At 41.3% G+C, this 19830-nt stretch carries 13 protein-coding genes, 2 tRNA genes, 3 rRNA genes and 1 pseudogene; 13 read left to right on the forward strand and 6 right to left on the reverse strand.

The window, feature by feature from the left end:
• Positions 1-70: 70 nt before the first annotated feature.
• Positions 71-742, reverse strand: coding sequence for a hypothetical protein (locus tag I8T81_RS02505; RefSeq protein WP_004705429.1), 672 nt, complete (start codon positions 740-742; stop codon positions 71-73).
• A 232-nt stretch (positions 743-974) separates the two neighbouring features.
• On the opposite strand from I8T81_RS02505, the gene I8T81_RS02510 reads away from it, so the two are divergent.
• Positions 975-1859 carry an energy transducer TonB gene (locus I8T81_RS02510; protein WP_004705430.1) on the forward strand — a complete coding sequence of 295 codons (885 nt, stop codon included), beginning with the start codon at positions 975-977 and terminating at the stop codon, positions 1857-1859.
• A gap of 87 nt (positions 1860-1946) precedes the next feature.
• Here I8T81_RS02510 and ybeY read toward each other — a convergent pair whose 3' ends face one another.
• The 3 genes from ybeY to miaB all read right to left on the reverse strand — a co-directional run bounded on the left by ybeY (position 1947) and on the right by miaB (position 5280).
• Positions 1947-2426 carry an rRNA maturation RNase YbeY gene (ybeY, locus tag I8T81_RS02515; protein ID WP_198072047.1) on the reverse strand — a complete coding sequence of 160 codons (480 nt, stop codon included), beginning with the start codon at positions 2424-2426 and terminating at the stop codon, positions 1947-1949.
• Positions 2427-2702: 276 nt separating this feature from the next.
• A complete protein-coding gene (locus tag I8T81_RS02520) occupies positions 2703-3791 on the reverse strand; it encodes a PhoH family protein (RefSeq protein ID WP_198072048.1) in 1089 nt (362 codons plus the stop codon).
• A 37-nt stretch (positions 3792-3828) separates the two neighbouring features.
• Positions 3829-5280 carry a tRNA (N6-isopentenyl adenosine(37)-C2)-methylthiotransferase MiaB gene (gene miaB, locus I8T81_RS02525; protein WP_068935662.1) on the reverse strand — a complete coding sequence of 484 codons (1452 nt, stop codon included), beginning with the start codon at positions 5278-5280 and terminating at the stop codon, positions 3829-3831.
• A gap of 287 nt (positions 5281-5567) precedes the next feature.
• On the opposite strand from miaB, the gene I8T81_RS02530 reads away from it, so the two are divergent.
• The 4 genes from I8T81_RS02530 to I8T81_RS02545 all read left to right on the forward strand — a co-directional run bounded on the left by I8T81_RS02530 (position 5568) and on the right by I8T81_RS02545 (position 9836).
• On the forward strand, positions 5568-7511 hold the full coding sequence (locus I8T81_RS02530) for a lytic transglycosylase domain-containing protein (protein ID WP_039251732.1): 1944 nt from the start codon (positions 5568-5570) through the stop codon (positions 7509-7511).
• Positions 7512-7568: 57 nt separating this feature from the next.
• The gene (locus tag I8T81_RS02535; protein ID WP_068935658.1) at positions 7569-8231 is read left to right on the forward strand and encodes a ribonuclease T2 family protein; all 663 of its coding nucleotides are present in this window, start codon (positions 7569-7571) and stop codon (positions 8229-8231) included.
• A 210-nt stretch (positions 8232-8441) separates the two neighbouring features.
• Entirely contained in the window at positions 8442-9428 is a 987-nt protein-coding gene (locus I8T81_RS02540) for a malate dehydrogenase (protein WP_002119517.1), read from the forward strand.
• Between the two features lie 162 nt (positions 9429-9590).
• A complete protein-coding gene (locus I8T81_RS02545) occupies positions 9591-9836 on the forward strand; it encodes a DUF2789 domain-containing protein (RefSeq protein ID WP_191010495.1) in 246 nt (81 codons plus the stop codon).
• 50 nt (positions 9837-9886) lie between these two features.
• Here I8T81_RS02545 and I8T81_RS02550 read toward each other — a convergent pair whose 3' ends face one another.
• On the reverse strand, positions 9887-10414 hold the full coding sequence (locus I8T81_RS02550; RefSeq protein ID WP_100290170.1) for a hypothetical protein: 528 nt from the start codon (positions 10412-10414) through the stop codon (positions 9887-9889).
• A gap of 68 nt (positions 10415-10482) precedes the next feature.
• Positions 10483-11088, reverse strand: a complete 606-nt coding sequence (locus tag I8T81_RS02555; RefSeq protein ID WP_198072049.1) for a 2OG-Fe(II) oxygenase — start codon at positions 11086-11088, stop codon at positions 10483-10485.
• Positions 11089-11204: 116 nt separating this feature from the next.
• On the opposite strand from I8T81_RS02555, the gene I8T81_RS02560 reads away from it, so the two are divergent.
• From I8T81_RS02560 to rrf, 8 genes and pseudogenes are all read left to right on the forward strand, one after another.
• The gene (locus I8T81_RS02560; protein WP_004705444.1) at positions 11205-12062 is read left to right on the forward strand and encodes a 23S rRNA (adenine(2030)-N(6))-methyltransferase RlmJ; all 858 of its coding nucleotides are present in this window, start codon (positions 11205-11207) and stop codon (positions 12060-12062) included.
• A gap of 41 nt (positions 12063-12103) precedes the next feature.
• The gene (gene pssA / locus I8T81_RS02565; RefSeq protein WP_004705447.1) at positions 12104-12937 is read left to right on the forward strand and encodes a CDP-diacylglycerol--serine O-phosphatidyltransferase; all 834 of its coding nucleotides are present in this window, start codon (positions 12104-12106) and stop codon (positions 12935-12937) included.
• 17 nt (positions 12938-12954) lie between these two features.
• Positions 12955-14041 (forward strand): annotated as a pseudogene (locus tag I8T81_RS02570) (DUF6670 family protein).
• A 444-nt stretch (positions 14042-14485) separates the two neighbouring features.
• Positions 14486-16023 (forward strand): 16S ribosomal RNA (locus tag I8T81_RS02575).
• 59 nt (positions 16024-16082) lie between these two features.
• A tRNA-Ile gene (locus tag I8T81_RS02580) sits at positions 16083-16159 on the forward strand.
• 55 nt (positions 16160-16214) lie between these two features.
• Positions 16215-16290: transfer RNA gene (locus tag I8T81_RS02585), tRNA-Ala, on the forward strand.
• Positions 16291-16630: 340 nt separating this feature from the next.
• A 23S ribosomal RNA gene (locus I8T81_RS02590) occupies positions 16631-19521 on the forward strand.
• Between the two features lie 183 nt (positions 19522-19704).
• Positions 19705-19819, forward strand: a 5S ribosomal RNA gene (rrf, locus tag I8T81_RS02595).
• The 16S, 23S and 5S rRNA genes sit together here with 2 tRNA genes alongside, the layout of an rRNA operon.
• The last annotated feature ends 11 nt before the right edge of the window (positions 19820-19830 follow it).

Here is a 19830-nt window from a genome sequence, read left to right on the forward strand (position 1 = left end):
TCAGGATTTATGCTAAATATGTAATCTCTTTGTGTTTTTTAGCAGCAAATTTCTTTAGCTCATACAGTTGTTATGCATCTTTTTGCTGTATTGGCGTAATCTCAGAGTCTTCTAGTTCATCTTCAAAATCGTCATCTTGATCTTTGAAAAGTAAAGCTGCAAGGTTCACATTACCAAAGACGACCAATTCTGCTTCACGAACCCGCGCATAGTTAATATGAACTTTGCCTAATGTTTCAATAATACTGGCTTTCTTACCGAACCAACGGTTCAGGTCTAGGAAGATAAGATCATCTTTTTCTTGGGCTACGTTAAAACGTTCCAAAATCATGCCCAAAGGATCTTTTTTTAGAATTTTGTGATAGTAAAAAATAGCAGCTTTTACAGCAATTTTTTGCCAGAAATTTTTATATTTAGCTTCTACTATTTGTGTATTACTAATCTGTTCAAAAACTATTAGTTGCTGTTCTTTATTAAATTCCATCTGAATCAGTTTTAAGTCGACAGATAAAGTCGTCTCTAAACCTTTGACATGCATTGTGGCATAAAGTCTTAACCAATCATGATAAAGGTCTGTATGCAAATCATCTAGAAATTCGACATTATTGGTAACATAGCGTTCTAATGTCGCGTTTAGAAAAGTTTGCGACAATGTAAAATCTCTTTCTTCCTCAATGAAGGCTTCAGCTTTGCGGTAGACTTTATGAAGACGTTTGACTAGTGAGGAAAATAGCGTTTGCATAAAAGAACTTCCAGAAGATGAATTATTAAAGAAACAACACACTCTTTATTATGTTAAAAACACGTTTTGATATTGCAGTGTAACAAATTTAATTGATACATTTTCACAAAATGAAAATGGATAAAAACTCATATTTGAAGTGAATCACACTTTTATCCATATTTGAATATCAGTTTGTATTTTGTTCGGTATCAGTACCGTGGGGAAAAGGCATTTATATGCTTTTAAGATTATGTTGAAAAAAAGAAGTCTTCCTATAGAGCCTTTTCTTTATTGGTGGCAAGACCGAGTCTTTATTGTTGCAATAATACTCGCAATCTTGTTGCATACTCTTGTGCTGCTTATTCATTTTGCTATGCCTGCGCCGTCAGAGCAATCCACGAAAGAAATCGCTATATCTATTCGTCCTGCTGAGGATGCTGTTAAGCATGCAGATTTTTTAGCGCAAGCAGACCAACAAGGTTCAGGAACTTTTAGAGAGGCTCATCGGATGTCTAGTAATTCTCCGACGCCTATGACTACTGATGCTTCAACGGGAGAAGCCCAGTTAGAAACTTTAGAAAAAGTACAGCAACAACGAGAACTTAAGTTTGAAGAAAAAGTACTTATGACTGTGTTGAGCTGGCAGAAACAAGCTGAGGAGAGTCAAAGAAAGAAAGCACTTGAGCAATTAGAAAGCCAGTTTCAAGCTAAAGCTGCAATGGTCGCGAGCCTAGAAGCTCAATATTTACAACGTCAGCAAGATTTCAGTCGTCAACAAAAAATAAAAACAGTCGATGGTATTCAAGCCAAGAAAGATGCTTCAGCAGCTTATTTAGATAAGTTCCGTGAAAAGGTGGAGCTTTACGGTAACCGTTATTATCCAGAAGAAGCTAAACAACAACAATTAAAAGGTGAAGTTCGCCTTATGGTGATTTTGAATGCTCAAGGGGGCATTCGTGCAATTCGTTTACTTGAAAGTTCAGGACACTCAGTTTTAGATGAAGCTGCAAAAGCTTCTGTACGCCGTGGTGCGCCATTTGGTCGTTTTGATAGCAATATGAAAGATATTTCTGAGCTACGTATTATTCGTACTTGGCGTTTTGATCCAGCTGAAGCTGAATTTGAGGTACATTAATGAAAAATGTGGATAACTTGTAGGATATCCACATTTTAAAAATAAATCAGAAAACTGATTCTGTTATGAATCGTTTCAAAGTGAAATTTATGATTCCTGATAAGGATTAGTAATATTGAGTTTAGCTAAAATTTCAATTTCTAAGCCTTCCATTTCTTCGGCATCTTCATCGCTTGTTTCATGGTCATAACCAAGTAAATGTAAAACACCATGAACCAATAGATGTGCAAAATGATTTTGAGCAGTTTTCTTTTGTTCCAAAGCTTCTTGTAATACCACTGGAATACAGATTACCAAATCACCTAATGGTAGTGCATCAAGCATTGGTAAAACTTCTTCTGGAATATCACTTGGGAATGATAAAACATTGGTAGGTTTATCTTTTTCTCGATATTGCAAGTTAAGTTGATGGCTTTCTTCCAAATCAACACAGGCGATACCAATTTCACAATCTTCTTTGTAACCAACGTGGCGTAAAGTTGTCTCAATAATTTTTTTGAGTTGAGCTCGTTTGAGCTCTAACTCAGGTGATTGGAAGTCTTGTTGTAAACTTAAACTGATTTTCAAAGTGAATCCTTAGGGTCTGTTAAACATTCACAGATGGTTGCGACATCGAGTGTTTTTAGATGATACAAGGCGTGGACTATGAAATTTAGTTATTCTAAATGAATAGTTCACAACGATGTAGCAACAAAAAACACTCTTGTCCCGAAGGGTTGTGGCTAAAATTATCTCAGACTACGTTATGAAACTTGGAAAGGGGTTTACCATTCCCATCATTTCATGCCTTGCCTGCTCAATTTTAGCCGACAACGCAAGCCAATTTTGAATATTCAACAGACCCTAGGCATCCTGATGTTGCAAGTCTGCTGCTGTATCGTTTTCAGCGACTAATGCTTCTTGGCGTGCTTTACGTTCAGCACGTGCTTCAGCATTAAGACGATGTTGTTCACCATCCCAACCTTCATACGCTTCAACAATTTTTTGAACAAGTTGATGACGTACAACGTCACGAGAATGGAAACGGGTAATATGAATTTCTTTAATATTCTCGAGTACACGAAGAGCGTGTGCCAAACCAGATTGTTGGCCTCGAGGTAAATCTACTTGGGTAATATCACCTGTAATCACTGCGCGAGAGCCAAAACCTAAACGGGTCAAGAACATTTTCATTTGTTCAGGTGTTGTGTTTTGGGCTTCATCCAAAATTACAAATGAATGATTAAGAGTACGACCACGCATATAAGCAAGAGGAGCAACCTCAATCACTTGACGCTCGATTAGTTTGGCAACTTTTTCAAAGCCGAGCATTTCGTAAAGAGCATCGTAAAGAGGGCGTAGGTATGGGTCAATTTTCTGAGTAAGATCACCAGGTAAGAAACCGAGCTTTTCTCCTGCTTCTACCGCAGGACGTACAAGTAAAATCCGCTGGATTTCGTTGCGTTCGAGCATATCTACGGCTGCGGCAACTGCTAAATAAGTTTTACCTGTACCAGCAGGGCCTACACCAAAAGAAATATCGCTTTGTAAAATACGTTGTACATAACGTTTTTGGTTGGCACCACGCGGATTAATACGGCCTTTTCGAGTCTGGAAATAGACATCCATTGGTGCATCATGCTCATCCATCTCTTCACCAACCAGCTCGAAATTACGCTCGGTTTGAGAAGATTGAATGAGTAGATGCAACAAGTCAGCACTGATTTGCTGGGATACCTCAGACTCTTCATAGAGTCGCTGCAATAGTGCTTCGGCTCTCCCAACAGCATCTATCTCACCATCTATGTGAAAAACATCTCCACGATGAGTAATTTTGACATCTAAACGCTGTTCAATTTGCTTAAGGTGCCCATTATAGGCACCCAAGATGCTCTTTAAACGTTCCATTGAAACTTCAGGAAATGTTACGGTACGTCGAATCGCTGCAGTCAAGAGAAAACCTTTCAGTAGACTTTAGAATACCTCTACATTACGCCACGTCAGGCTCAAGATTCAAGAGCTCGCCGTAAACTAAATTTAAAGTTTTAATTTCAGTAATCTCGATCTCCGCAAAGCGACCCACCCATGAAGCATCACCTACAAAAGTGACTAGACGAGTATTGTCTGCGGTACCTAATAAAATATTAGGGTCTTGATCAGATACTTTTTCAACGAGAACACGTTCAATTTTGCCAAGCATTGCGTCAGTTTTTTCAATACTAGACTGTTTAATCACTTTTTGAACTTGGGCTAAACGCTCTTTTTTAACGTGTTCAGGTGTTGTATCTGGTAAGTCTGATGCTGGTGTACCAGGACGTTTTGAGTAAACGAAGCTGTATGAGTGGTCGAAATCTAAGTCTTTGATAAACTGAAGTGTTTCTGCGAAATTTTCATCAGTTTCTCCAGGGAATCCAATAATAAAGTCGCTCGATAAATGCATGTCAGGGCGTATTTTACGTAACTTGGCAATCTTATCGATATACACATCAATAGTGTGATTTCGCTTCATGGCCTGTAAAACATCGTTAGATCCGCTTTGTACAGGCAAATGTAAATGTGAAACCATTTGAGGTAAATCTTCATAACACTGAATAAGCTCATCAGAGAACTCAAGTGGGTGTGAAGTTGTATAACGTAGTCGTCCAATACCCGGAATTTCTGCAACGAGTCGTAACAATTCAGGGAAGGTACAAATACCACCTTCGAATGTTTCACCACGGTAGCCATTTACATTTTGACCCAGCAATGAAATTTCACGGACACCTTTTTCAGCAAGACCAGCAATTTCTGCGAGTACATCATCTAGTGGACGAGAAACTTCCTCACCGCGTGTATATGGCACTACACAGAAGGAACAGTATTTAGAGCAACCTTCCATAATAGAAACGAATGCTTTAAAACCTTCTACGCGTGGTTCAGGTAAAAAATCGAATTTTTCAATATCTGGAAAAGAAATATCAACCAGTTTGATTTTATCTTTTTTGGGTTTTTCTACTTGAGCATTATGCTGATCAAGCATTTGCGGTAAGCGGTGGAGTGTTTGAGGGCCGAAAATCATGTCCACATAAGGAGCACGTTTTTGAATATTGTCACCTTCTTGAGATGCGACACAACCACCCACACCAATCACAAGGTCAGGATTTTTATCTTTTAATTTGCGCCAGCGGCCTAATTCACTGAATACTTTCTCTTGCGCTTTTTCACGGATAGAGCAAGTATTCATGAGCAGAATGTCTGCTTCATTAGGATTTGACGTTAAAACGTAGCCGTGAGAATCCCCTAAAAGGTCTGCCATACGGTGACTGTCATACTCATTCATCTGACACCCTTGAGTTTCAATATAAAGTTTTTTTATTGAAACATCAGTGGTGTGCGTTGGCTGGGTAACAGTGTTTTCTGAGGCAGCTTTGGCACCATTGGGAATGAAGGTTTGAACCGTCATGCAGGCTCCTAACAGATCGATCTAGTTAAATAATAAAACAACCCAAAACGGGTCAAACCCAACATTATAACAGTATTTGAGCTGAACAGATAAAATTAAACTGCCATAAGCGAGCTATGATTTATGGAGATAAATGACATAAATTTTAATGATGTTGAATCAGAGAGTTACATAACACAACAAAAGAAAGCACGAAGAATAATTAAACTATGCCTAAAGGTGGATAGTCAGGGTTTAACACATTTATGAGACCAAGTAAAAAGAGCTCATCAAACAAGAGTCGTGTGATGAAAAATAAATATGCACATCGTGGCTGGTTAGGGGCTGTGTGTTTACTTGGTTGTTCATTGTCTTATGCAGCAGAAGAACAATTTAATGATGCATTAAATGCCGCAAATAGTGGTAATACAGCCTTGTTAGATCAATATCAGGCTGCAATGCAAAATGATGTATTGGGTTATTATCCTGAATACTGGAAATTAAACAGCAATCTAGGCTTTCAATCTCCAACATCAATTGTAAGTTTTGCCCAGCGCTATCCTCAATCTGCTATGGCAGAGAAGCTTGCAGCAGACTATGTAGAAGAAAAAGTAAAACAAGCTGACTTTGTATCTGCTCAACCACTTTTATCTTATGTTTCTAACCCTGATCCAGCCGAAAATTGTGCTTTAGCGCAGGTAAGAGCTAAAAGTGGTGATGCATTAGTATTTGCTGAATATAAAGATGTTTGGTTGGCAACAGAATCTCAACCAGAATCATGTGTTGGGCTAGGTCGTATGATGATTTCTAGTCCATTAATGAGTACTCAAGATAAGCAACAACGTCTTTGGGTACAGCTACGCTCTGGTCTATCTGGACAGGCACTTGCTACTGCTCAAAGTTTAGGAATAAATCTTTCTTTGGCTCAGCTTAACCAGATTCAAGCAAATCCGCTTAACTATTTGTGGACTGCCCCAAAAACTAATGATGCTGATTATGCTTATCTGATTTTTGCATTGGGACGTCTAGCAAATAATGACTTGGGAAATGCTTTTGCAAATGTGCAGCGAGTAGCACAAGGCACTCCCGAGAATGTACAAAAATATCTATATCGAACCGTAGCTTATATTGGCGGAACTACGGTCATGAAAAATAATTTTAACCGAGAAGTTCTTCAATACTTTGATGCGAGTTATGGCTACCCTTTAAGCCCTGAAGAAGCTGAAATTTATGCACGACAAGCAATTCGCTTTAGTGCATGGGAAAGCTTGATTCGTGCGATTGATAGTATGTCTGTTTCACAGAAGCAAGAAGATCGCTGGCAATATTGGTTAGCTCGTGCGACAGAGCAGCGTGGTGATAGCAATTCTAAAAATACGGCACAACGTATTTATAAGAAACTCGCTGAAAGTGGTGATGATTATCACAACTTACTTGCAAAAGACCGTTTAGGTGTACGCTATAATCATCAACCTTATAGTGATGAGCCAACTGCAAGCGATTTGCGCCGTTTAGATCAAAATATTCACTTTAACCGTGCATTTACTCTGAGACGCATTAACGCCAATCCGACTTATACAAATCGCGAATGGAACTGGGCAGTCCGTCAGGCCTATCTCCAACATGATGATGGTTTATTATTAGCTGCTGCAAAGCGTGCTCATGATATGGGTTGGTATGACCGTGCAATTTATGCAGCGGATCGTACAACTAATAAACATAATGATACCTATCGTTATGTCACCCCACATAAGACTAATGTCGTAAGTCATAGTTACAATGCTGGAATTGATCCAGCTTGGGCTTATGGTTTAATGCGTCAAGAAAGTCGGTTTGTTACCTCGGCACGTTCCCATGTGGGGGCAGGTGGCCTAATGCAAATTATGCCTGATACAGCAAAGTTGATTGCTCGTCAGATGGGGGAGACATATAATCCGGCGGCGTTGAGTGAAATGAATACCAATATTCGTTATGGAACATTTTATTTATCAATGATTCAAGGTCAGTTAAGCAATAACCCTGTTTTAGCGACAGCGGGTTATAATGCTGGTCCGAATCGTGCAAGACGTTGGCAACCAGATTACCAACCGATTGAGGCTGATCAGTATACGGAAACCATTCCATTGCTTGAAACGAGAGATTACGTTAAGCATGTCATGACGAATGCGACACATTATGGAGTGGTATTGGGTCAAGGCGCTCAGTCATTAATACAGCGTATGAAAGTCATTCCAATGCGGTCATCACCTTAATTTTAGATGATGAATGATGGAACATTCTTTTAATTGGCATAACCAAGTTTTAATTAAATGAAATATAGATATTTAGGACCTCAATCAATATCACAACTTGCATGGTGGTTGATCTGTGCAAGCATTGGATTGATGAGTTCTGTTTTACATGCGGAACCTGTTAACGTGCAAGGTTATGTCATGCATGTACAGATGACGCCTGCTGTCTGTTCGTTAGATCCTTCTAAACAGAAGCAGCGTAAATGTCTGGAAGGATATTCACTTACAATTACTGGCTTAATGCCAGAAACTACCCGAACTGACTGTTCAACAGAAAGTTCTGCTGCACTATCACCATTACAAGCTAAAGTTGTTGCTCGTGTTATGCCAGACAATAATGCTCGCATGCAGCTTTGGAAAAGTGTCGGTGGCTGTGTTCCTATGAATGCGAGTCAATATTTCCGTACGATTATTAACTTTGCCGAGCGGTTAAAAATACCTGCTAATTTAACAAGTTCTAGCAATGTAGAAATGCAGCAATCTACACTACGTCAGCAGTTTACGAAGCTTAATCCAAGCATGCCTCAAAATGGTATTCGTTTTAATTGCCAGTTATCTCGTTCTGATGTTGTGCTCACAGAAGTTAAAGTCTGTTACACCGTAAATGGCCAATATAAACAGTGTTCAAATCATGTTGTCTCGAATTGTCCAAGTGAAATTACAATTAAAGGTAGTTACTAAGCGAGCTACCATTTCATAAAAAAATGCTGACCATACATTGAATCTATTTGTAAAGATTAATTTGTATTTTCTATCAGACTTTTGGTGAAAATGAGTCGCTTTTACATGCATCTGCAACTTCTTTAGAGTACAATCTTTGCCGTTTATGATGATTTGGTTAGATAGAATCGCTATTTAGCCCGATTAAGGACACTCATTGGAGACAATTACATGAAGCAACCCGTTCGTGTTGCCGTGACTGGCGCTGCAGGTCAAATTGGTTACAGCTTATTATTCCGTATCGCAAGCGGTGAAATGCTAGGTAAAGATCAACCAGTTATTTTACAATTGCTTGAAGTTCCAGTTGAAAAAGCACAACAAGCGCTTAAAGGCGTAATGATGGAACTTGATGACTGTGCTTTCCCTTTATTGGCTGGCATGATCGGGACTGATGATCCTAAAGTTGCATTTAAAGATGCTGACTATGCATTACTAGTTGGTTCTCGTCCACGTGGTCCTGGTATGGAACGTGCTGACTTGTTAAAAGTTAACGGTGAAATCTTCATCGGCCAAGGCCAAGCTTTAAACGAAGTTGCTAGCCGTAACGTTAAAGTATTAGTTGTAGGTAACCCTGCAAACACTAACGCTTATATCGCAATGAAATCTGCTCCAGACCTTCCAGCGAAAAACTTCACAGCTATGTTGCGTCTTGACCACAACCGTGCGTTGACTCAAGTTGCTCAAAAAGCTGGTGTTGCTGTTGCTGACATCGAAAACTTAACAGTTTGGGGCAACCACTCTCCAACAATGTATGCTGACTACCGTTTTGCAACTGCAAACGGCGAAAGCTTAAAAGACAAGATCAACGATCCAGCTTGGAACAAAGATGTATTCCTTCCAACTGTTGGTAAACGTGGTGCTGCGATTATCGAAGCACGTGGTTTGTCTTCTGCTGCTTCTGCTGCTAACGCTGCAATTGACCATATGCGTGATTGGGCGCTAGGTACAAACGGCAAGTGGGTAACTATGGGTATTCCATCTGATGGTTCTTATGGTATTCCTGAAGGCGTTATGTTCGGTTTCCCTGTAACAACTGAAAACGGTGAATATAAAATCGTTCAAGGTTTAGAAATTGACGAATTTAGCCGTGAGCGTATCAACTTCACTCTAAACGAGCTTGAAGAAGAACGTGCAGCAATTGCTGACATGGTAAAATAATTCATTACTTTAATGAATTAAAAAGCACTCTCTTGTAGGGTGCTTTTTTATGTTTGAAAATTTATAACTACACACAAAAAAGAACAAGAAAATATAGACATAGATATGCAACTAAACTCTATAGTTGTTAGATTATGGAAAAGAAGTTATAGGAGAATAACAGTGTTTGAACAGCAACCGACATTAGAACTTTTATTTGAACAATTGGGATTAGATGCTGACGAGGCAAGTATTGAAAACTTCATCAAAACGCATCAATTGCCTGCTGAACAGAAATTACATGAAGCACCCTTTTGGTCAAAAGGACAAAGTGATTTTTTAAAAAGTCATTGGGAAAAAGACGATGAGTGGATTGTCGTCATTGATGAACTCAATGAACAGTTACATGAAGATAGTGTCAAAAAATAGCAAAATAAAAAGGCCTGTTTATTAGCAACAGGCCTTTTAAAATTCATACTTTAATGAGTTTTTCGTTTTAATAAATCTTTGTACCATGACTCATGGCGTACTGGATGAAATACCGGATGTTCATGAACCAGTTCAAGATCACATTGATTTGTAGATACATATTTAGTAAGCCAATGCCGAGTGAGGGCAGGTTTTTCTTGTGCTGCCGAAGCATAAGCCAAGAAGAAATAGATATCTGCATGCTCATGATGCGATAGTGGTTTCAAAATTTGCTGAGTAATGAGTGCAAAGCGCTTTTCTTTATTTAATTCAAAATAAATCATATACGCTTTAGCTAAATGCAATGATAAATTTAAATATAAATTCATTGGCATCTCGTCATATTCAATGCGAGCTTGTTCGAGCAAAACAATCGCCTCTTGCAAAAAATGAATTTGCTCTTGGCGAACGCGGCTTAACATCGCGAGTTGCATACGTAAATCTGCACGTTCCAAAGCAAGCTCAGGCGTATTTTCCGTTAAATAGAGTTGGTCTGTTTCACCAATTCTGGTCACAATTGCTTTTGTTTCAATAGACATACGCCTTCGCCCTTTTTAATCAATAGCTCTTATATCGGGGTCATTTGAGAAATTTAAAGAGCACTCATCTAACCCCAAATTGAGTTTCCACTACGCAGCCATGCTGTAATTGATAAGCGCTGCTGTTTGGAAACTAAAACTTCGTGCAATAAGTTACTTTGAAATACAACTAACCGATTAGGTTCAGGTTTAACAATATGCCAATTTTCATTTTTATCTTGTAACCTTAATTGTCCACCCCAGTCTTCTTGCCATTCAGGGTGTAAATAATAAACACTAGAGACAATACGATCATTTTTTTGCTGAGGATTATCGCGGTGTAATGCATAAAATTCACCTGCATGGTAACAGGCGAAATGAGCTTCTACCTCTTTAATTCCTAAATAAAATGCTTGATTTAGACTTTGCGATAATAAATTTAGGGTTTCAATATGTTGTTGGGCAATCGGAAGTTGATCATTAATCCATAGAATATGGTCACTCCGAATATTGCTTACCACGCCGTTTTGAATACCAGCTTCTCTGAATTCATCCATATGGTGGCTACATTCATTGGCAACCTGAGCGCGATATTGATCTGAATAAGCATGATCTATAATTGCAAAACCATGTGCATTTAAATCATCTAAAATTTGATCCAGATTCCATGAATCAGGAAGCGAGTGATAGTGCATATAACCTCGAATAGATCGTAAAATATCAAGCAGCTCTATTTTAGATGATCACAACCTTACGAAAGAATATTTTTTTCATGTTAAACTATTTGTTGAATTGAGGAATTAAAGTCAACATGAATTACCGTCACCATTTCCATGCGGGCAACTTTGCAGATGTTATGAAGCATGTGCTTTTGCTACAGCTTCTTAATCGTTTAAATGCCAAAGATAAACCTTATCGTTATATCGATACGCATGGAGGTGCAGGAAAATATGATTTATCTCAAGCACCTGCGCAAAAGTCAGGAGAATTCCTAACAGGTATTCATCGTCTTGTTCAGCTTTCAGAAATGGAAAAGCGCCAAGCTCCTGAAGCAATTCAACAATACTTAAAACTTGTTGAAGAACTACGCTCTCAAGAAGGTAAGGGGAGTTATCCTGGTTCTCCTTGGTTTGCATTACAAGGTATGCGCGAAATTGATAAAGCAACTATATTTGAAATGCAACGTGATGTTTTTCAGCAATTACGTCATAACATTCATGACAAACGTGCAGGTTTGCACGAGCGCGATGCATATGAAGGCTTACTTGGTGTAATTCCACCGAAGGAAAAGCGCGGTCTAGTCATGATTGACCCGCCATACGAGTTAGAACGTAAAGATTTTCCGCAATTAGTTGAATTGTTACAACAAGCTCATAAGAAATGGCCAACAGGCGTTTTTGCAGTTTGGTATCCAATTAAAGACCGAGCGATGATTGAGCGTTTTGAAAAGAAAATGTTCAAAACAGGAATTCGCCGTCAGTTAGTTTGTGAAATTTGTGTATGGCCAGATGACACTCCTGTAGGTCTAAATGGTTGTGGTTTATTAGTAATCAACCCGCCTTGGCAGTTCTCTGAACAAGCCGATCAAGCCCTACAATGGTTATTCCCTCACTTACGTATGCAAGAAACGGGTGGTCACGCCGCTGTACGCTGGTTAGTGGGTGAGTAATAATTAATCTAAATCAATGCACATGTTTGGAATAGAAAATAATGACAAATGCGCCTAAACCAGAGCAAGATTTAACTCATAATGAACATTCTTTTGATGGGATTACGTTCGAAGTGGTTGAAGAGGAAGATAATCCGGAAGGACAAAAAGTAAAGCGTCGAGGTATTTATCTTTGGCCTAACTTAATAACTACAGCCGCTTTATTGTCTGGTTTCTATTCCATCATTGCGAGTATGAATGGCGAATTTACTCAAGCAATTTATGCCATTTTTATAGCAGCACTGTTAGATGGGTTAGATGGTCGAGTTGCCAGAGCAATCGGTGCGCAAAGTGCTTTTGGCGAGCAATATGACTCATTGTCAGATTTGTTAGCCTTTGGTGTGGCGCCAGCAATGCTAATGTATAGCTGGAGTCTGCATGACTTAGGCCGTATAGGTTTAGCTTGCTGTTTTGTTTATACTGCTTGTGCGGCTTTCCGTTTAGCGCGTTTTAATGTTCAAATTGGAGTAGTTGATAAACGTTACTTTATTGGTATCGCAAGTCCACTCGCTGCAATTATTATTATTTCACTTGTATGGGTTGCGCGAGATTACCCATTCATTTTCGATTTGCGTGATATTGCGATTCAAGTGATTAATTCGGTGATCATGGTGGTGGTTGGACTACTTATGATTTCAAACATTAAATACTATTCATTTAAGCAAATGGACCGTAAGCGTGTTCCTTTTGTAGTTATGTTGCCAGTAGTACTGATTTTTGCAGCAATCACTTATAATATCCCAATGGGTATTTTGATTGTTTCAATTATCTATGCTCTATCGGGCTTTGTTACCACACTATTAGCTAAAAAAAATAACGAGACTATCAGAACATAAATTATATGAGGTTCAGTATGCCGAAGTTGATGAATCAGATAAATCAATTGCAGCAGCTGGGCCTCAACTCAAATGGGGGCGTTGTATATCAGCCTTCTAGAGGCTTTTTCAAAGTTGTTTATCAAGGTTTAATCCTTCCTAACTTACCTGCGCCACTTCGTTATTTTAATTATATTAGCCTGATTGGACAGCCTAGAATTCCCCTTTGTTATAACGCAAACAGTATTGTGACTTCTGCGATTGATACAGCAACAGTATTGGTCAGTAGTAGTTTACACAGTGTAGATCACTTAAAAATTTATTCAATTCGAAGACAATGTCAGCTTAATCCTAATTACTACCAATTTGATAAAACTGATCTTATTGAATGGCAAATTCCTCAAATTCATCTTAAACGAGTGGATTCTGAGATGAGCTGTGATTTAGTTATTCAAACTCCTTCCAATATTTTGAACTCATCTGCATTGCAGTGGGGAATATCAGACTATTGGACAGTTCTTTGTCATTGTGAAGGTGAAATCTTATATAAAGGGCAAAAATATGAAGTGAGTGGATTAGGGCGATTTAAACATGCTCGAGCATTACATTTACCCTTTCTATCTTTATGTTTTTACACATATCAAGTGATTAATCTCAATGAAACAACTCAAGTCACTCTGACCCAAATAAGAAACCAATGGAATATCGTTTTGTGTTCACGCTTAGATATTCAAGAAATAGGCAAAGAACCATTAACTTTTACTGAAGATGTTAATTTTCATATTTATCGTGTTTATCCAAAAGTTCAAACACCTTTTGGAAGAGAAATGTACTTACCTCGAGAGTTTTCTTGGCAATGTAAAAAAGATGGCAAAGTTATTTTTGAGCTCTATGTTGAAAGTCGTGGTGATTATAAATTTGGATTGGCAGCTGGATATATAGGAAGTTTCAGCTACCAGTTAAGCTGGAATGACCAGTGTCTTCAGGGAGAGGGTGGATATTGTGAATATATCGATTGCCGGCCTTTAAGATGGCAAGAGAAGAACCAGAATGAAAAAAATCTCGATAAATTGCTGCTTTTACAACCATGTTTATATAAAAAATGAATATTTTCACCATTTTTGATCAAAAAGCGAGCTGTTGTTGCGCTAATGTTTAAAAAGGTATTGCAACTGGCTCTTAATCCTCTATAATGCACATCCATCGGCGGTGATGCAGATAGAAACTTGTTGAAAAACAGTTACTTGTGATTAAGTTGGTTGCTTTAAGTGATGAATTTGATGATAAGTTGGTTTGGAAAATAAGTTTTAAAAAATATCAAAATTACCTGTTGACTTTTAAGAGATTAAGAGTAATATAGCCGACCTAGCTTGCTGGTGACGAACCAGGAAGAAGATCATTAAGAGAATTGAAGAACAACTTGTGTGGATTTTTACTGATTGATTAATCGAAATAATTTTCATTGATTGATTGGTTTAAATTACTCGAAGTTTATTTGAGCGAAATTTAAGTCAGTAATTGATGAGCCAGAATTGGCACCTTGTCTTTAAATAAGGTGCAAAATGATTTTAACTGAAGAGTTTGATCATGGCTCAGATTGAACGCTGGCGGCAGGCTTAACACATGCAAGTCGAGCGGAGAGAGGTAGCTTGCTACTGATCTTAGCGGCGGACGGGTGAGTAATGCTTAGGAATCTGCCTATTAGTGGGGGACAACATCTCGAAAGGGATGCTAATACCGCATACGTCCTACGGGAGAAAGCAGGGGATCTTCGGACCTTGCGCTAATAGATGAGCCTAAGTCGGATTAGCTAGTTGGTGGGGTAAAGGCCTACCAAGGCGACGATCTGTAGCGGGTCTGAGAGGATGATCCGCCACACTGGGACTGAGACACGGCCCAGACTCCTACGGGAGGCAGCAGTGGGGAATATTGGACAATGGGGGGAACCCTGATCCAGCCATGCCGCGTGTGTGAAGAAGGCCTTATGGTTGTAAAGCACTTTAAGCGAGGAGGAGGCTACTTTAGTTAATACCTAGAGATAGTGGACGTTACTCGCAGAATAAGCACCGGCTAACTCTGTGCCAGCAGCCGCGGTAATACAGAGGGTGCAAGCGTTAATCGGATTTACTGGGCGTAAAGCGCGCGTAGGCGGCTAATTAAGTCAAATGTGAAATCCCCGAGCTTAACTTGGGAATTGCATTCGATACTGGTTAGCTAGAGTGTGGGAGAGGATGGTAGAATTCCAGGTGTAGCGGTGAAATGCGTAGAGATCTGGAGGAATACCGATGGCGAAGGCAGCCATCTGGCCTAACACTGACGCTGAGGTGCGAAAGCATGGGGAGCAAACAGGATTAGATACCCTGGTAGTCCATGCCGTAAACGATGTCTACTAGCCGTTGGGGCCTTTGAGGCTTTAGTGGCGCAGCTAACGCGATAAGTAGACCGCCTGGGGAGTACGGTCGCAAGACTAAAACTCAAATGAATTGACGGGGGCCCGCACAAGCGGTGGAGCATGTGGTTTAATTCGATGCAACGCGAAGAACCTTACCTGGCCTTGACATAGTAAGAACTTTCCAGAGATGGATTGGTGCCTTCGGGAACTTACATACAGGTGCTGCATGGCTGTCGTCAGCTCGTGTCGTGAGATGTTGGGTTAAGTCCCGCAACGAGCGCAACCCTTTTCCTTATTTGCCAGCGAGTAATGTCGGGAACTTTAAGGATACTGCCAGTGACAAACTGGAGGAAGGCGGGGACGACGTCAAGTCATCATGGCCCTTACGGCCAGGGCTACACACGTGCTACAATGGTCGGTACAAAGGGTTGCTACACAGCGATGTGATGCTAATCTCAAAAAGCCGATCGTAGTCCGGATTGGAGTCTGCAACTCGACTCCATGAAGTCGGAATCGCTAGTAATCGCGGATCAGAATGCCGCGGTGAATACGTTCCCGGGCCTTGTACACACCGCCCGTCACACCATGGGAGTTTGTTGCACCAGAAGTAGCTAGCCTAACTGCAAAGAGGGCGGTTACCACGGTGTGGCCGATGACTGGGGTGAAGTCGTAACAAGGTAGCCGTAGGGGAACCTGCGGCTGGATCACCTCCTTAACGAAAGATTGACGATTGGTAAGAATCCACAACAAGTTGTTCTTCATAGATGTATCTGAGGGTCTGTAGCTCAGTTGGTTAGAGCACACGCTTGATAAGCGTGGGGTCACAAGTTCAAGTCTTGTCAGACCCACCATGACTTTGACTGGTTGAAGTTATAGATAAAAGATACATAACTGATGATGTAAGCTGGGGACTTAGCTTAGTTGGTAGAGCGCCTGCTTTGCACGCAGGAGGTCAGGAGTTCGACTCTCCTAGTCTCCACCAGAACTTAAGAGAAGTTCGGATTACAGAAATTAGTAAATAGAGATTTCGGTCTTAGTTTATTAACTTCTGTGATTTAAGTATCACGGTATTAAGCATGACCTGACGAAGGCGTGTTTATTCATTAACAGATTGGCAAAATTGAGTCTGAAATAAATTGTTCACTCAAGAGTTTAGATTAAGCAATTAATCTGAATGAATTGAGAACTAGCAAATTAACTGAATCAAGCGTTTTGGTATATGAATTTAGATTGAAGCTGTACAGTGTTTAAGTGCACAGTACTCTAAACTGAAATGTTGAAGTTACTAACTTGTAGGTAACATCGACTGTTTGGGGTTGTATAGTCAAGTAATTAAGTGCATGTGGTGGATGCCTTGGCAGTCAGAGGCGATGAAAGACGTGATAGCCTGCGAAAAGCTCCGGGGAGGCGGCAAATATCCTGTGATCCGGAGATTTCTGAATGGGGGAACCCACCTACTTTAAGGTAGGTATTGCAACATGAATACATAGTGTTGCAAAGCGAACGAGGGGAAGTGAAACATCTCAGTACCCTTAGGAAAAGAAATCAATTGAGATTCCCTCAGTAGCGGCGAGCGAACGGGGATCAGCCCATTAAGTTATGTGTGTTTTAGTGGAACGCTCTGGGAAGTGCGAACGTAGAGGGTGATATTCCCGTACACGAAAGGGCACACATAATGATGACGAGTAGGGCGAGGCACGTGAAACCTTGTCTGAATATGGGGGGACCATCCTCCAAGGCTAAATACTCCTGACTGACCGATAGTGAACCAGTACCGTGAGGGAAAGGCGAAAAGAACCCCTGTGAGGGGAGTGAAATAGATCCTGAAACCGCATGCATACAAGCAGTGGGAGCCGACTTGTTCGGTGACTGCGTACCTTTTGTATAATGGGTCAGCGACTTATATTCAGTAGCGAGGTTAACCGTATAGGGGAGCCGTAGAGAAATCGAGTCTTAATAGGGCGTTTAGTTGCTGGGTATAGACCCGAAACCAGGCGATCTATCCATGAGCAGGTTGAAGGTTGGGTAACACTAACTGGAGGACCGAACCCACTGTCGTTGAAAAGCCAGGGGATGACTTGTGGATAGGGGTGAAAGGCTAATCAAGCCTGGTGATAGCTGGTTCTCCCCGAAAGCTATTTAGGTAGCGCCTCGGACGAATACCATAGGGGGTAGAGCACTGTTTCGGCTAGGGGGTCATCCCGACTTACCAAACCGATGCAAACTCCGAATACCTATGAGTACTATCCGGGAGACAGACTGCGGGTGCTAACGTCCGTAGTCAAGAGGAAAACAATCCAGACCGCCAGCTAAGGCCCCAAAATCATAGTTAAGTGGGAAACGATGTGGGAAGGCATAGACAGCTAGGAGGTTGGCTTAGAAGCAGCCACCCTTTAAAGAAAGCGTAATAGCTCACTAGTCGAGTCGGCCTGCGCGGAAGATGTAACGGGGCTAAAACTATGTGCCGAAGCTGCGGATTTGACATTAGTCAAGTGGTAGGGGAGCGTTCTGTAAGCCGATGAAGGTGTATTGAGAAGTATGCTGGAGGTATCAGAAGTGCGAATGCTGACGTGAGTAACGACAAAACGGGTGAAAAACCCGTTCGCCGAAAGACCAAGGGTTCCAGTCCAACGTTAATCGGGGCTGGGTGAGTCGACCCCTAAGGCGAGGCCGAAAGGCGTAGTCGATGGGAAATTGGTTAATATTCCAATACTTCTGTGTAATGCGATGAGAGGACGGAGAAGGTTAAGTCAGCCTGGCGTTGGTTGTCCAGGTGGAAGGATGTAGGTATGTATCTTAGGCAAATCCGGGGTACTCTATACTGAGATCCGATAGCAAGCTGTACTTGTACAGTGAAGTGGCTGATACCATGCTTCCAGGAAAAGTCTCTAAGCTTCAGTTACACAGGAATCGTACCCGAAACCGACACAGGTGGTCAGGTCGAGTAGACCAAGGCGCTTGAGAGAACTCTGCTGAAGGAACTAGGCAAAATGGTACCGTAACTTCGGGAGAAGGTACGCTGTTGTTGGTGATGGAACTTGCTTCCTGAGCTGATGACAGCCGCAGAAACCAGGCCGCTGCAACTGTTTATTAAAAACATAGCACTCTGCAAACACGAAAGTGGACGTATAGGGTGTGATGCCTGCCCGGTGCTGGAAGGTTAATTGATGGGGTTAGCGTAAGCGAAGCTCTTGATCGAAGCCCCAGTAAACGGCGGCCGTAACTATAACGGTCCTAAGGTAGCGAAATTCCTTGTCGGGTAAGTTCCGACCTGCACGAATGGCATAATGATGGCGGCGCTGTCTCCAGCAGAGGCTCAGTGAAATCGAAATCGCTGTGAAGATGCAGTGTACCCGCGGCTAGACGGAAAGACCCCGTGAACCTTTACTGCAGCTTGACACTGAACTTTGACCTTACTTGTGTAGGATAGGTGGGAGGCTTTGAAGTTGGAACGCTAGTTCCAATGGAGCCGTCCTTGAAATACCACCCTGGTAATGTTGAGGTTCTAACTCTGTCCCGTTATCCGGGACGAGGACCGTGTCTGGTGGGTAGTTTGACTGGGGCGGTCTCCTCCTAAAGAGTAACGGAGGAGTACGAAGGTGCGCTCAGCGTGGTCGGAAATCACGCGTAGAGTATAAAGGCAAAAGCGCGCTTAACTGCGAGACCCACAAGTCGAGCAGGTACGAAAGTAGGTCTTAGTGATCCGGTGGTTCTGTATGGAAGGGCCATCGCTCAACGGATAAAAGGTACTCTGGGGATAACAGGCTGATACCGCCCAAGAGTTCATATCGACGGCGGTGTTTGGCACCTCGATGTCGGCTCATCTCATCCTGGGGCTGAAGCAGGTCCCAAGGGTATGGCTGTTCGCCATTTAAAGAGGTACGCGAGCTGGGTTTAGAACGTCGTGAGACAGTTCGGTCCCTATCTACCGTGGGCGCTGGAAATTTGAGAGGATCTGCTCCTAGTACGAGAGGACCAGAGTGGACGAACCTCTGGTGTACCGGTTGTGACGCCAGTCGCATCGCCGGGTAGCTATGTTCGGAAGGGATAACCGCTGAAAGCATCTAAGCGGGAAGCCTACCTCAAGATAAGATTTCCCTAGGAATTTATTCCTCTAAAGAGCCGTTCGAGACTAGGACGTTGATAGGTTGGATGTGGAAGCATAGTGATATGTGAAGCTGACCAATACTAATTGCTCGTGAGGCTTGACTATACAACACCCAAGCAGTTGTATATAAAGCATCAATCGATTCATAAATCGACAAACAAACTTGATTTAGTTATTCCTCTAGATAAAATGAACAACTAAAGTCAGATTCAATCAGCCCAATCTGTAAAGATTTGGAAAACGCTTCGGCAATCAATAAGACCAAAGCAAGTATCCATAAACAGTTGTGCTGGCGACCATAGCAAGAGTGAACCACCTGATCCCTTCCCGAACTCAGAAGTGAAACCTCTTAGCGCTGATGGTAGTGTGGGGTTACCCATGTGAGAGTAAGTCATCGCCAGCTCATTATTCTAA

Origin of the sequence: Acinetobacter seifertii, from assembly GCF_016064815.1 — a bacterium.
GTDB classification, from domain to species: Bacteria; Pseudomonadota; Gammaproteobacteria; order Pseudomonadales; family Moraxellaceae; genus Acinetobacter; species Acinetobacter seifertii.

Bases quoted from the DNA above. Each gene is read 5' to 3' on its own strand.
- I8T81_RS02505 (WP_004705429.1), bottom strand. From the start codon at position 742: ATGCAAACGCTATTTTCCTCACTAGTCAAACGTCTTCATAAAGTCTAC.
- I8T81_RS02510 (WP_004705430.1), top strand. From the start codon at position 975: ATGTTGAAAAAAAGAAGTCTTCCTATAGAGCCTTTTCTTTATTGGTGG.
- miaB (WP_068935662.1), bottom strand. From the start codon at position 5,280: ATGACGGTTCAAACCTTCATTCCCAATGGTGCCAAAGCTGCCTCAGAA.
- I8T81_RS02530 (WP_039251732.1), top strand. From the start codon at position 5,568: ATGAAAAATAAATATGCACATCGTGGCTGGTTAGGGGCTGTGTGTTTA.
- I8T81_RS02535 (WP_068935658.1), top strand. From the start codon at position 7,569: ATGAAATATAGATATTTAGGACCTCAATCAATATCACAACTTGCATGG.
- I8T81_RS02540 (WP_002119517.1), top strand. From the start codon at position 8,442: ATGAAGCAACCCGTTCGTGTTGCCGTGACTGGCGCTGCAGGTCAAATT.
- I8T81_RS02550 (WP_100290170.1), bottom strand. From the start codon at position 10,414: ATGTCTATTGAAACAAAAGCAATTGTGACCAGAATTGGTGAAACAGAC.
- I8T81_RS02555 (WP_198072049.1), bottom strand. From the start codon at position 11,088: ATGCACTATCACTCGCTTCCTGATTCATGGAATCTGGATCAAATTTTA.
- I8T81_RS02560 (WP_004705444.1), top strand. From the start codon at position 11,205: ATGAATTACCGTCACCATTTCCATGCGGGCAACTTTGCAGATGTTATG.
- pssA (WP_004705447.1), top strand. From the start codon at position 12,104: ATGACAAATGCGCCTAAACCAGAGCAAGATTTAACTCATAATGAACAT.